The organism is Azospirillum ramasamyi, assembly GCF_003233655.1.
GTDB lineage: Bacteria > Pseudomonadota > Alphaproteobacteria > Azospirillales > Azospirillaceae > Azospirillum > Azospirillum ramasamyi.
On record NZ_CP029830.1, the window covers coordinates 168,034 to 182,166 of the forward strand.

General features: G+C 68.2%; 6 protein-coding genes and 1 pseudogene. 5 read left to right on the plus strand and 2 right to left on the minus strand.

Annotated elements, in window-relative coordinates:
- Positions 1-29: 29 nt before the first annotated feature.
- The gene (locus DM194_RS13460) at positions 30-1,346 is read right to left on the minus strand and encodes a dicarboxylate/amino acid:cation symporter (protein WP_111068112.1); all 1,317 of its coding nucleotides are present in this window, start codon (positions 1,344-1,346) and stop codon (positions 30-32) included.
- A gap of 285 nt (positions 1,347-1,631) precedes the next feature.
- Between DM194_RS13460 and DM194_RS13465 the strand changes: the two genes are divergently transcribed.
- Together DM194_RS13465 and DM194_RS13470 are read left to right on the plus strand one after the other, a co-directional pair.
- Complete coding sequence (locus DM194_RS13465) at positions 1,632-3,464, plus strand: ATP-binding protein (protein WP_246024392.1); 1,833 nt, start codon at positions 1,632-1,634, stop codon at positions 3,462-3,464.
- Complete coding sequence (locus tag DM194_RS13470; RefSeq protein ID WP_111068113.1) at positions 3,461-4,861, plus strand: sigma-54-dependent transcriptional regulator; 1,401 nt, start codon at positions 3,461-3,463, stop codon at positions 4,859-4,861. The genes DM194_RS13465 and DM194_RS13470 overlap by 4 nt, the downstream gene beginning before the upstream one ends.
- A gap of 283 nt (positions 4,862-5,144) precedes the next feature.
- Here DM194_RS13470 and DM194_RS29135 read toward each other — a convergent pair.
- Positions 5,145-5,901: pseudogene (locus DM194_RS29135) on the minus strand (IS5-like element ISAzba5 family transposase).
- Positions 5,902-6,186: 285 nt separating this feature from the next.
- Between DM194_RS29135 and DM194_RS13480 the strand changes: the two are divergent.
- From DM194_RS13480 to treZ, 3 genes are all read left to right on the plus strand, one after another.
- Positions 6,187-7,839, plus strand: coding sequence for an MBOAT family O-acyltransferase (locus DM194_RS13480; RefSeq protein WP_111068114.1), 1,653 nt, complete (start codon positions 6,187-6,189; stop codon positions 7,837-7,839).
- 224 nt (positions 7,840-8,063) lie between these two features.
- Positions 8,064-8,372: a hypothetical protein gene (locus tag DM194_RS13485; protein ID WP_111068115.1), complete on the plus strand. Its 309-nt coding sequence runs from the start codon at positions 8,064-8,066 to the stop codon at positions 8,370-8,372.
- A 119-nt stretch (positions 8,373-8,491) separates the two neighbouring features.
- Entirely contained in the window at positions 8,492-14,098 is a 5,607-nt protein-coding gene (treZ, locus tag DM194_RS13490; RefSeq protein ID WP_111068116.1) for a malto-oligosyltrehalose trehalohydrolase, read from the plus strand.
- The last annotated feature ends 35 nt before the right edge of the window (positions 14,099-14,133 follow it).

Genomic DNA, 14,133 nt, shown 5'->3' on the forward strand with positions numbered 1-14,133 from the left:
CATGTGTGACGCGCGGCTTTTGCGTATCGTCACAGCCGGGCCAGCGCCGGCTCCTTGAAGTGCTCCTGGTACTCGGCGACCGCCTTGCTCTCGTCGAACTCGCCTTCCATCTTGGCGACGACGACGGTGGCGACGCCGTTGCCGACCAGATTGGTCAGGGCGCGGGCTTCGGACATGAAGCGGTCGACGCCCAGCAGCAGGGCCAGACCTTCGATCGGCAGGACGCCGGTTGCCGACAGGGTGGCGGCCAGCGTCACGAAGCCGCCACCGGTCACCGCCGCCGCGCCCTTGGAGGTCAGCATCAGGATGACCAGGATGTAGAGCTGCTGCCAGATCGTCAGGTCGACGTTGAAGGCCTGGGCGATGAAGATCGCGGCCATCGACAGGTAGATCGAGGTGCCGTCCAGGTTGAAGGAGTAGCCGGTGGGGATGACGAGGCCGACGACATGCTTGGAGCAGCCGAACTTCTGCATCTTCTCCATCATGCGCGGCAGCACGGACTCCGAGGAGGAGGTGCCGAGCACGATCAGCAGTTCCTGGCGGATGTAGCGGATGAAGTTCCAGATGCTGAAGCCATAGGCCCTGGCGATGCCGCCCAGCACGACGAAGACGAAGATCGCCATCGTGATGTAGACAGCCGCCATCAGCTGGCCCAGCGCGGTCAGCGACGAGATGCCGTACTTGCCGATGGTGAAGGACATGGCGCCGAAGGCACCGACCGGGGCGACGCGCATCAGGATGCCGATCACGCCGAACAGGGCATGGCTGATCTTGTCGAAGATGTCCTCGACCACCTTGCCCTTCTGGCCCATGGCGGACAGCGCGACGCCGAACACGACGGCGAAGAACAGGATCTGCAGCATGTCGCCCTGGACGAAGGCGCCGACCACATTGTCGGGCACGATGCCGACGATGAAGTCCATGAAGCCGTGTTCCTTGGCGGTGGTGGCGTATTTCTGCACCGAATCGGCCTGAAGCTGGCCGGGGACGATGTTCATGCCGGCGCCGGGACGCACGAGGTTGACGACCAGCAGGCCGATGCCGAGCGCGATGGTGGTCACGACCTCGAAATACAGCAGCGCCTTGCCGCCGACCTTGCCGACCTTCTTCAGGTTGCCGATCGAGGAGATGCCGGTCACGACCGTCAGGAAGACGATCGGACCGATCACCATCTTGACCATCTTGATGAACAGGTCGCCCAGCGGCTTCATCTGCACCGCGATGGACGGAAAGAAATGGCCCAACAGGATGCCGACGGTGATGGCGGTCAGAACCTGGAAGGTCAGGTTGGTATAGATGGGCTTCTTCGCCCCATCCCGGCGCGCGTCGATGGCGTCTGCGCTCATGTTGCTCTCCTCGAGGCGTTCTTGGGTGGCGTTCCTCGGAACGGCGTTCCTGGCGGGGCACCCGTTCTTTCGTCCGGCTTTGGTGCCGGCTGGGCGGGCGAGCCCCCAACTGATTGCCAGTGAAAGCAAGCGCTGGGCCAATTGCTGAATCCAGCAACATCAAGCATTTGACGAAGGAGGGCGGGCGAGAATCCGCACGACAGGGGGCTTTCCGATGTGCGAAAATCCGCACAGTTCACAGCGCTGCGGCATCTTTGTTGCGGCGCAACATGATGAAAGACGCCGTTGCTTAGCCATTCCGACGACCCGGCGACAGAATCGGCCTCCACCCCCCCGGCGGCGCCGCCTTCCCGCGCGTCGCAGATGGCGGCGCGGGCGCTGGAACGGCCGCGCCGGCTGCTGATGGCGGCACTTCTGCTGGGCGTGCCGGTGGCGGCGGCCCTGGCAGCCGGCTGGGCGTCGTCACTGGCGCATGAGGATCTGCGGGACAATGCGCGGGCGCAGTTGGCGCTCTACAACGCCAATCTCCGGGCGGAGCTGGAGCGGCATGCCGCCGTTCCCCTGGCGCTGGCCCAGGATGCCGAGGTCCGCGCCCTGCTGGCCTATCCGTCGCCGGCGGCGATGGACCGGCTGAACCGCAAGCTGGAGGACATCGCGCGGGCGCTTGACGCCCTGGCGCTCTACGTCATGGACGCCAAGGGCACGACGGTGGCGGCCAGCAACTGGAACGATGCCGCCAGCTTCGTGGGAGAGAACTTCTCCTACCGGCCCTATTTCCGCATGGCGATCGACCAGGGCGAAGGCCACCACTTCGCGCGCGGCACCACCTCGCTGGTGCCGGGCTACTACACCGCCAACCGGGTGGTGGCGGAAAACCGCACAGTGGGCGCGGTGGTCCTGAAGCTGGGTTTCGACCGGCTGGAACGGGCCTGGGCGCCCGGACATGAAAAGCTGCTGGTGACCGACCGCGACGGGGTGGTGTTCATCACCAACATGCCGTCCTGGCGCTATCACGCCCTGCCCCGCCGGCTGCCGATCAGCCTGCCGATCGTCCCGCAAGGGTCCAGCGAGGGGCTGGACGTGCTGCCCTGGGCGTTCGGCGGCGCGTCCGACCGCATCGCCCTGGAGGAGGATGGCCGGCTCCGCCGCTATCAGCTGTCGTCGGTGGCCATGCCCGGCGGCGATTGGACCCTGCACAGCCTGACCAGCCTGGATCCGGTGACCGCACGCGCCTGGGTCGCCGGGCTGCTTGCCGCGGCGGCGGTGGCGATGGCCGCGCTCACCGGCTATGCCGTGGCGCTGCGCCGGGTCGCCCTGGTCGAGCGCATCGCCCTGCAGGAGGAATCGCGGGCGGAGCTGGAACGTCGGGTCGCCGCCGCCACCGCCGATCTGCGCGCGGCGGAGAACGAGTTGACCCAGGCGGTGAAGCTGGCGGCGTTGGGCCAGATGTCGGCGGGCATCGCCCATGAGATCAACCAGCCGCTGGCCGCCATGCGCAGCTTCGCCGACAACGCGGTGGTGCTGCTGGAACGGGGGCGGACGGACGCGGTGCGCGCCAATCTGGCGGAGATCGCGGAACTGACCGACCGCATGGCTGCGATCACCCGCCAGCTGAAGGGCTTCGCCCGCCGCGCCTCCGGCACGCTGGGGCCGGTGTCGGTCCACGCCGCGGTGATCCAGGCCCTGGCGCTGCTGGAGTCCAAGCTGCGGCGGGACGACATCACGGTCGAGGTCGATCTGCCCGACCGGCCGGTTCTGGTGATGGGCGAGGATGTGCGGCTGCAGCAGGTGCTGGTCAACCTGATCGGCAACGCGGCGGACGCCATGCGCGGCTGTCCCGTGCGCCGCCTGCGCATCGGGCTGGTCACGGCGGACGGGGAAGCGCTGCTGAGCGCCGCCGACACCGGCACCGGCATCGCCGAGGCCGACCTGCCGCGCCTGTTCGCCCCCTTCTTCACCACCAAGGAGGCCGGCGACGGGCTGGGGCTGGGCTTGTCGATCAGCCGCGGCATCGTCGAGGATTTCGGCGGCAGCCTGACCGCCGCCAACCGCACCGGAAAGCCCGGCCACGGCGCCGTCTTCACCCTGCGCCTCAAGACCACGGAGCAGCCTGCATGACCCGGACCCTGGAGAGAGTCGCCCCGGAAAGCGCCGGCAGCGTCCTGTTCGTGGACGACGAGCGCGCGGTGAGGATGGCCGGGCAGCAGGCGCTGGAACTGGCGGGGTTCGAGGTGACCGCCTGCGACGGGGCGGAGCGCGCGCTCCGCCATCTCGGCCGTGACTGGCCGGGCTGCCTCGTCACCGACGTACGGATGCCGCAGATGGATGGGCTGGCCTTGCTGGCGCGGGTGCAGGAGATCGATCCCGACCTGCCGGTCATCCTGATCACCGGGCATGGCGACGTGCCGATGGCGGTCGAGGCGATGCGCAACGGCGCCTATGATTTCCTGGAGAAGCCCTTTCCGTCCGACCGGCTGACCGAGATCGCCCGCCGCGCGGTGGAGAAGCGCCGGCTGGTGCTGGAGAACCGCCGGCTGCGGGCGCAGATCGCCGGCGGCGCCGATCCCGCCGGGACCATCGTCGGCCGCACCCCCGGCATCGAGCGGCTGCGCGCCACCATCGCCGCGGTCGCCGATACCGATGCCGACGTGCTGGTGTTCGGCGAGACCGGCACCGGCAAGGAGATGGTGGCCCGCGCGCTTCACGAGGCGAGCGGACGGCGCAAAAGCCCCTTCGTCGCGCTGAATTGCGGCGCCATGCCGGAAACGATCTTCGAGAGCGAGTTGTTCGGCCATGAGGCCGGCGCCTTCACCGGCGCCGCCAAGCGGCGCGTCGGCAGGATCGAGCATGCCAGCGGCGGCACCCTGTTCCTGGACGAGATCGAGAGCATGCCGCTGTCGCTGCAGGTCAAGCTGCTGCGGGTGATCCAGGAACGGGTGGTCGAGCCGTTGGGCTCCAACGAGCAGGTGCCGGTCGACCTGCGGGTGGTCGCCGCCACCAAGGCGGATCTGCGGCAGGCGGCGGATGCCGGGACGTTCCGTGCCGATCTATACTATCGGCTGAACGTGGTGGTGCTGACCATCCCGCCGCTGCGTGAACGGCGCGACGACATCCCGCTGCTGTTCCAGCATTTCGTCGCCCAGGCCGCCACACGGTACAACCGCGAACCGCGCGTGCCGGCCCGCGAGCAGATGCAGCGTCTGATGAGCCAGGACTGGCCGGGCAACGTCCGCGAACTGCGCAACGCCGCCGACCGCTTCGTACTGGGGCTGGAGGACGCGGCGCCGGCCACGGTGGCCGCGCCGTCCGCCCTGTCGCTGGCGGAACAGGTGGATCTGTTCGAAAAGGGCCTGATCCAGTCCGAACTCGCCCGTCACCGCGGCAGCGTGAAGGCCGCCATCGAGGCGCTGAACATCCCGCGCAAGACCTTCTACGACAAGTTGAAGCGCTATGGACTGAGCCGCGACGATTTCTATACTGAAAGTGGTAAGCCTCCCCATGCTCTAAAGAGGTAATAGAATAGATTTGCTATCGGAATGATGCTGCGCCAACTTGCCTGCATTCGATCAACATTCCCGCGGCAATGACTATGGCGCAAGACGGCCCGATCCCCAGACGGCTCGATTTCTTCAACTGCATGACGGTCGAGCATTTTTCTGCCGCCAACGCGGTCGGGATGATTGCGGCACCAGCCTGCCGCTGCGGCTCGCCGCGCTAAAGAGTCAGGCTTCCTGGCGGGTCTGGCCGGATGCCCATTTCGCGTCACGCCCTGTGTCGCTCCGGACCTAGGGTCCGGACTCATAACCAGTATGCGACGGTCGCCACGATGTGGACGGCGGCCATGAAGTTGGTTGCGGAGCGGTCATACCGGGTGGCGATGCGCCGGAAGTCCTTGAGGCGTCCGAACATGCGCTCGATGACGTTGCGGTTCCGGTAGAGGTAGGGAGAGAAGCAGTTTTTCAGCGCTTGTTGGCGCGTGGCGGGATGTTGGGCGCGGCTCCCGCCTCTTCGATCTTCCGGCGAACAGCGGCACTGTCGTAGCCCTTGTCGCCGTGCAGGAGATCGGTAGCAGGCATCCGGTCGAGCAGACGGTCGGCGGCGGTGCAGTCGGCAACCTGACCGCCGGTCAACAGGAAGGCGAGCGGCCGACCGCGTGGATCGCTCAGGGCGTGGATTTTGGTGGTTCGTCCGCCACGGGACCGTCCGATGGCCTGAGCGCGCTCCCCCCTTTGCCGCCGCTCGCCGAACGATGGGCGCGGACCGCCGTGGAGTCGATCATCACCTGCGCCGGTGGGCCACCTGCCGCTGCCAACGCATGGAAGATGTCTTCCCACACGCCCTTGGCCGCCCAGCGGACGAAGCGGTTGTAGAGCGTCTTGCGGGGGCCGTAGACCGGTGGAGCATCCGCCCAGCGCCCACCCGACTTCAGCACATGGACGATTCCGCTGATCACACGACGATCATCCACGCGCGGCTTGCCGCGGGTGTTGCGCGGAAGGTGCGGCTCAAGCCGTCCGAACTGCTCCACCGTCAACCAGAACTGACCGTCGCTCATCGCATAGCCCCTTTCCACGGCGTTGAATCACAACGGCTCACTGCCGGAAAGGCTCTTTATGGGTCCAGACCCTAAGCTTATGGGTCCAGACCCTAAGCGCTTCTGCTTTTGGAATCCCTGGAATCACAAGCGCGCAGTGAACAGGGAGTTTGGGTGAAAAATGGTTTTCAGCTCCATCTTATTCATCTTCTATTTTCTGCCTGTATTCTTTTTTGTTATTATTCACTGCCGTTCAAGCACGCGACCCTCCTTCTCTTCAGTCTGGTTTTCTATGCATATGGCGAGGTGATCTTCACCTACGTCATGCTGCTGTCGATCCTCCTCAACTACGCCTTCGGGCTATGGATCGCCGGGCAGGACGGACGGGGCCGCAAACTCGCCCTGGGCACCGGTGTGGCCGTCAATCTCGGCATCCTGGGTTATTTCAAATATCTGGGCTTCTTTTACGAAATGGTCGCCGCCGTGGCGCCCGGCCTGATCTCCGGCCCGCCACAGGTCCATCTGCCGCTCGGCATCTCGTTCTTCACCTTCCACGCGCTGTCCTACCTGATCGATGTCTACCGCCGGCAGGTTCCGGTGGAGCGCAGCCTGATCTACGTCGCCGTCTACATCACCATGTTCCCTCAGCTCGTGGCCGGGCCGATCATCCGTTTCCACGACATCCGCGACGAGATCCACAACCGCAGGGTCAATGCCGGGCTATTCGCCGAGGGCATTCAGATTTTCGTGATCGGCCTTGCGCAGAAGGTGCTGATCGCCAACACGGTGGCGGTGGCGGCGGACCAGATCTTCGCGCTCGACCCGACCGGGCTGAGCCTGCCGGTCGCCTGGCTGGGCATCGTCTGCTACACCTTACAAATCTTCTTCGACTTCTGCGGCTATTCCACCATGGCCATCGGCCTGGCGCTGATGATCGGCTTCCACTTCCCGCAGAACTTCAACTATCCCTACATCTCACAGTCGATCACCGAGTTCTGGCGCCGCTGGCACATCTCGCTTTCGATGTGGTTCCGTGACTATCTCTACATCCCGCTGGGCGGCAACCGCGCCGGCGCGTTGACCACCTACCGGAACCTGCTCGTCGTCTTCCTCCTGTGCGGCCTCTGGCATGACGCCGCCTGGACCTTCGTGGTCTGGGGGCTGTGGCACGGCGCCTTCCTGGTGTTCGACGTCCACTCGTCGGGCGTGCTGGTGACCGAGGGGGCCGATGCCGGAATCGATGAGGTCGTCCTGATGCAGGACAGCATCAGCGGCTATTTCAACTACACCATGCCGGCCAATGTCGAACGCTTGCGGGTGGTCGTCGACGCCATCGGCAGCGTGCCGACGCTGACCATCACCGGCAGTGCCGGAGACGATTGGATCGGTGCCGGCAGGACCAACACCCCCATCCATATTCTGGGCGGCGACGGCAACGACACGCTGAACGGCGGCTATGGCAGAGGCGGGGGCGCGATCGTGGAGGGGGGCGCCGGCAACGACTATCTGCTGGCCGCCGCCACCACCAGCGCCCGGGTCTGGTTCTCGCTTCAGTCGGGCGACGACACGCTGATCGGCGGCGACGGCGACGACACCATCCTCGTCGATCTCGGCTCCGCGCCGAACCTGCTCTGGCAGGATCCGAATGCCTGGACCGCGACCCCCGGTCCCGACGATGTCTATTCCTCCATCTCGTGGAACGGCGCCGGGGTCACGACGGTCACGGATTTCCAGCCGGGCATCGATGTGTTGAGCTTCCGCCACACCTCGCTCAGCCTCTCCGACGTGATGGCCCGCTTCAACGACCGCGCCGATGGACAGGGGGTGCAGGCCAGCTTCACCACCACCGAGCTGGGGCTGCAACTGCCCGCCCACGTCAACAACACCTTCACGCTCTCGCTCGACGGCCTTAGCCGGTCCCAGGTTTCGGCGAGCTGGTTCGCGGTTTCCTCAACCTGAACGCGCGACCCGGCCGCTCTGCACCTCTCCCATCGGGGCAATTGACGAGGCTCGCGCTTGCCGGCTCCGGACCCGCTTCCCATGTGCCGTATCCACCCGCGCGGCAGCGGCAGCGGGTGGCGCGGCGGGACGGACCTTTCCTCCGTTCCGGCTGTTGTACCGAAAGAACTTGCAGCATCGACGTCGAAGGGGACGGCCTGAGAATGTCACCGAGGATTAGCACCATGACCCCCCGTCTCCTTGCGGAGCTTCTGGAACCGATCCTGGCCGCAGCGGAAGACGACGAAGAGGCCCTGTCCGAAGCCGTGAACCTGACCGCCGAGGCGATGGCGGCGCTGGGCGCCACCGTGCTCGATCCGGACGGGAAGCCGGCCCGCGGGGTGTCCGATGAACGGGCCGTCGTCGCCGCGCTCAACACCCACGCGCATAACCTGATGCGCGACGGGCGGCTCGACGACGTCGTCGAGGCTTTGCAAGTGGCCGAGCGGATCGGCCGTCTCGCCCATCTGCCGCACCACCCGCGGACTGTCTGATAACTCTTTCGGGAGAAGGCGCGGTCGTTCGTGGAAGCGGCTTCGCGGGTGCGGGAACTCCTTCCCTCCGTGCTGTTTGAGCGACGTGCCACCCAGCGCTCAACAGGGGAGGAGCCCTCGTGCCCACCGCGCCGCAGCAACATGTCCACTCGAATGTCCTGGCGAGCCCTCTGGAAGGCGAGATCCTGGCGCGCCTCCAGGACTCCCTGCTGCCGGATCATCTGCTGACCCGCCGCTGGTATGCGGCCAAGGACGCCGGCCGGCCGGTGGTGCGCATCGTCGATGCCCTGCCGCTGCCCCTGGCCGGAGGATCGCAGGCGCAGCTCTGCCTGCTGCGCGTCGAGCCGCCGGGGCGGGAGCCCCAACTCTATCAGCTTCCCCTAACCCTCGACCGCGGCACGGGCGAGGATCCGTCGTTGATCGGGGGAACCGAGGAACTGTTGCTCGCAGGCCGCCTGCGCGACGGCTATGCCGATGACGGCGTGGTCAGGGCGCTGCTGGGCGCCATCCTGAACCGCGACCTGGAGGCGGGGGAAACATCCCTGTCCCCCGGCCTCACCGCCGGCCATACGCGCGCCTGCAAAGCGCTGGGCGACAGGCTGCACGCGGACGCCGCGCTGCACCGGATGACGGCGGAGCAGTCCAACACCTCCATCCGCATCGGCGACGCGGCCATCCTGAAGGGCCTGCGCAAGCTGGAACCCGGCATCCATCCCGAACTGGAGGTCAGCCGCTTCCTCACCGAGGTGGCGCAGTTCCCCAACTCCCCGGCCCTGCTGGGCTGGGTCGAACGGGCCAACAGCTCCGGCTCCACCACCCTGTGCGTGATGCAGGAGCTGGTGCCGGAGGCCAAGGATGCCTGGGGCCATGTCACCGGCTATCTGAACGACCGCGTCGCCCGTTTCGAGGACGGCGATGCCGCGCGGGCCGCCGATGCCGACAGCGTCGCCTTCCTGCGCCTTCTCGGCCAGCGGACGGCGGAGATGCACCGCGCGCTCGCCACCCCCGGCGGCGGCGACGCCTTCACGCCCGAGCCGGCGACGGCGGAGCGGCTGAAGGAATGGGCGGGCGGCGTGCGCGCTCTGGCGAAGCAGGTGCTGGAACGGCTGCGCGCCGCAGCGCCGACGCTGGATCCCGCCATCGCGCCCCAGGCTGCGGCGCTGGCCGCCAGCGAGGCGGCGATGATGGCCCAGATCGACGCGCTGATCCCCGCGGCCGCCGATCTCAGCGCCATGCGCCTGCACGGCGACTATCACCTGGGGCAGGTGCTGGTGTCGCGCGGCGACGTGCAGATCGTCGATTTCGAAGGCGAGCCGATGCGTCCGCTGGCCGAACGGCGGGCCAAGCACTGCATCCTGCGCGACGTCGCCGGGATGCTGCGCTCCATCGCCTATGCCGCCGCCATGGCCCGCGCCGCGATTCCGGCCGACATCGACGAGCCGTCACGCGATGCCCGCACCGCCTGGCTGTCCTGGTGGGAGGGGGCGGCGTCGGCCGCCTTCCTCGACGGCTACCGCGGCGCCATCGGCGATTGCCCCGGCTTCCCGCGCGACCCGCACGCGGCCCCGGCGCTGCTGAAGCTGTTCCTGCTGGAAAAGGCGCTGTACGAGGTCGGCTACGAGCTTGCCAACCGGCCGGGATGGGTGGCGATTCCGCTGGCCGGCGTCACCGCCATCATCCGCGCCGATGCCGGGCCGGAGATCGCCAGCCGCGACCGCGACCGCATCGCCCCGGTGGACGAGCGCCGCCGCTGCCATTCCATGCCCTTCGGGGCGGAGGTGCAGGCCGACGGCTCCGTCCGCTTCTCCCTCTGGGCGCCGTCGGCGGCGTCGGTGCTGCTGTCGCTCGACGATGGCGGCCAGCCGGTGGCGATGGAGGAACAGGGGAACGGCTGGTTCAGCCTGACCACCGCGCGGGCGCAGGCCGGCAGCCGCTACCGCTTCGTCCTGCCGGATGGGCTGGCGGTGCCGGATCCGGCCTCCCGCTTCCAGCCGGACGACGTGCATGGCCTGTCCGAGGTGATCGACCCCGGCGTCCATGCCTGGACCGATGCCGCCTGGACCGGCCGTCCCTGGCACGAGACGGTGCTGTACGAGCTGCATGTCGGCACCTTCACGCCCGAGGGCACCTTCCTGTCGGCCATCGACCGGCTGGACGATCTGGTCGAACTGGGCGTCACCGCGATCGAGCTGATGCCGGTGGCCGATTTCCCCGGTTCGCGAAACTGGGGCTATGACGGCGTGCTGCCTTTCGCGCCCGACAGCGCCTATGGCCGGCCGGAGGATCTGAAGACCCTGGTGCAGGAGGCGCATGCCCGCGGGCTGATGGTCTTCCTCGATGTCGTCTACAACCATTTCGGGCCGGAGGGGAACTATCTCCACGCCTTCGCCGGCAGCTTCTTCACCGACCGCCACAAGACGCCCTGGGGCGCCGCGATCAACGTCGACGGCGAGCGCAGCGGGCCGGTGCGCGACTTCTTCATCCACAACGCGCTGTATTGGCTGGAGGAATACCACCTCGACGGCCTGCGGCTGGACGCCGTCCACGCCATCATCGACGACAGCGACCGCCATGTGCTGGAGGAGCTGGCCGAGCGGGTGCACGCCCACTTCCAGAACCAGCGCCACGTCCATCTGGTGCTGGAGAACGACGCCAACCAGGCGCGCTTCCTGGCCCGCCACCGCGAGGGCGATCCGCGCTGGCACTCCGCCCAGTGGAACGACGACCTGCACCATTGCCTGCACAGCGCGGCGACCGGCGAGGGCGGCGGCTATTACACCGACTACGCCCGGGATCCGGCGAAGTGGGGCCGCGCCCTGGCGGAGGGCTTCGCCTTCCAGGGCGACCCGTCGGCCTACCGCGACGGCGAGCTGCGCGGGGAGCCGTCGGCGCATCTGCCCCCCACCGCCTTCGTCACCTTCATCCAGAACCACGACCAGATCGGCAACCGCGCCTTCGGCGAGCGCATCTCGCACATCGCCAGGCCCGAGGCCGTGCGCGCCGCGACCATCCTCTATCTGCTGGGCCCCGGCATCCCCATGCTGTTCATGGGCGAGGAATGGGCCTCGGCCAAGCCCTTTCCCTTCTTCTGCGACTTCGGCGAGGAACTGGCCGAGGCGGTGCGCAAGGGCCGGGCGGAGGAGTTCGCCAAATTCCCCGAATTCCAGGACCCGGACGCCCGCGCCCGCATCCCCGACCCCACCGCGCCGGAAACGGCGGAATCGGCCAAGCTGGATTGGGAGGCGCGCGGGAAGCCCGAACATGCGGAGTGGCTCGACTGGTACCGCCGCGCCCTGGCCCTGCGCCGGGCGGAGATCGTGCCGCGGCTGGACGGCGTTCCGGGCGGAGCGTCCAGCCATGGCGTCGTCGGCAGGACCGGCCTGACCGTCTGCTGGAAGCTGGGCGACGGCAGCCGCCTGCATGCCTTCGCCAATCTGGCCGATACGCCGGCATCCGGCTTCCCCGAGGCGTCCGGCCGCGTGCTGTGGACGGAGGGCGACGGGCTGACGGGCGACACGCTCGCCCCCTGGTCGGTGGTGCTGTGGCTGGAGGAAGCGTCGGCGCTCGACCGGCTGGCCGACCGCATGGGCATCGAGCGCTCCTTCGACAATGCCGCCGGGGAGACGGTGACGGCCAGCGAGGAGACCATCCGCGCCCTGCTATCGGCGATGGGCGTGGAGGCCGGTGACGAGGCCGCCGCGCTTGCCCTGCTCGACCGGCTGGACGAGGAGGAGTATGCCCGCCCCCTGCCCCCGGTGGTGGTCCGCCGGGCGGGAGAGGCGGTGACGGCGCCGGTCGTCCTCCCCCACGGCACCCGCACCCTGCGCTACACCCTGACGCTGGAAAGCGGGGAAACCCAGAGCGGAGTGGTCGGCTTCGGCAGCCTGCCGCGCTGCCGCTGCATCACCGTCGGCGACGTGACCTATGCCGAGCGGCGCCTGCCGCTGGGCAAGCTGGACAAGGCCGGCTACCACACGCTGCGGGTGGAGACGGAGCATGGCGAGGCGGAAACCCGGCTGATCCTGGCGCCGGCCCGCTGCCATCTGCCGACGCCGATGCTGGTGGGGGAGAAGCTGTGGGGGCTGTCGGCGCAGCTCTACACCCTGCGCAGCGACCATGACTGGGGCATCGGCGATTTCGGCGACCTGCGGACGCTGGCCGACATCGCCGCAGCAAGGGGAGCGGCGGTGGTCGGGCTGAACCCGCTGCATGCCCTGTTCCTCGACAACCCCGAACATGCCAGCCCCTATTCCCCGGCCAGCCGGCTGTACCTGAACCCGCTCTACATCGATATCACCGCGGTGCCGGAATTCCTCGACGATGCCGAACTGCGCCGGGAGGTTGCGTCGCCCGAGTTCCGGCAGGCGCTGGACGCGGCACGCGCCTCCGCGAATGTCGATTACACGGCGGTGTCCAAGCTGAAGCTGCCGATCCTGGAAAAGCTGTTCGCCAGCTTCCAGAACTCGGCCAAGCCGGAACGCCGCGCCGCCTTCGACGCTTTCTGGATGGAAGGCGGCATCGGGCTGGAGCGCTTCGCCACCTTCCAGGCCCTGCGGGAACGCTTCGCAGCGGAGGGCAAGGCGGACTGGCACCGGTGGCCGGCGGAGTTCCACGATGCGGCGGCACCGGCGGTGGCGCGGTTCGCCAGGGAGCATGCCGACCGCATCGCCTATTTCGCCTGGCTGCAATGGCTGGCGGACGACCAGCTGCGCGCGGCGGCGGAGCGGGCGGCGGCGTTGGGCATGACGATCGGCTTCTACCGCGACCTCGCGGTCGGGGCCGATGCCGCCGGGGCGGAAACCTGGATGACTCCGCAGGCGGTGGTCGACGCCGCCCATGTCGGCGCCCCGCCCGACATGTTCAATCCGGCCGGGCAGGATTGGGGCCTGCCGCCCTTCCATCCGCGGGCGTTGCGCGAGGCCGGCTATCAGCCCTTCATCGATCTGGTCCGCGCCAACATGCGCCATGCCGGCGCGCTGCGTATCGACCACGCCATGGCGCTTCAGCATGTCTACTGGATCCCCGACGGCCATCCGCCGGGCGAAGGCGCCTATGTCGCCTATCCGATGGAAGATCTGCTGGGCATCCTGGCGCTGGAGAGCCAGCGTCAGCGCTGCCTCGTCGTCGGCGAGGATCTGGGCACCGTGCCGGAGGGATTCCGCGAGCGGATGACCGAGGCCGGGGTGTTGAGCTACCGCGTCGTCTTCTTCGAGTGGACCGGGGACGGCGCCTTCAAGGGACCGGACGAGTATCCGGAACTGGCACTCGCCACCGTCGGGAGCCACGACCTCGCCACGCTGCGCGGCTGGTGGGAGGGCGACGACATCACGCTGAAGGCGGAGAAGGGACTCTATCCGGCCGCGGACGAGGAGGAAAAGCAGCGCGGCCGCCGGTCGGCCGACCGCAACGCCCTGCTCGACGCCCTGCGCGCCGCCGAGATCGCCCTGCCCGCCGGCTTTGGGGCGGACAGCCCCTATGACGACACGCTGGACCATGCGGTCCATGCCTTCCTTGCCCGCACCAACGCGGCGCTGGCGGTGGCGCAGCTGGACGACCTGACCCGTGAGCGCGATCAGGTCAACCTGCCGGGCACCACCGACCAGTATCCCAACTGGCGCCGCAAGCTGTCGATGACGCTGGAGGAGCTGGCCGACGCGCCGGAGCCGGCGGCGGTCGCCGCCATCCTGGCCGCGGCGCGCCCGCCCTCTCCGCCCGCCGGCAGATGACCCCGGCCGGCAGCCCTTCCCCACTCCGCCTTTCA

Bases quoted from the DNA above. Each gene is read 5' to 3' on its own strand.
- DM194_RS13460 (WP_111068112.1), bottom strand. From the start codon at position 1,346: ATGAGCGCAGACGCCATCGACGCGCGCCGGGATGGGGCGAAGAAGCCC.
- DM194_RS13470 (WP_111068113.1), top strand. From the start codon at position 3,461: ATGACCCGGACCCTGGAGAGAGTCGCCCCGGAAAGCGCCGGCAGCGTC.
- DM194_RS13485 (WP_111068115.1), top strand. From the start codon at position 8,064: ATGACCCCCCGTCTCCTTGCGGAGCTTCTGGAACCGATCCTGGCCGCA.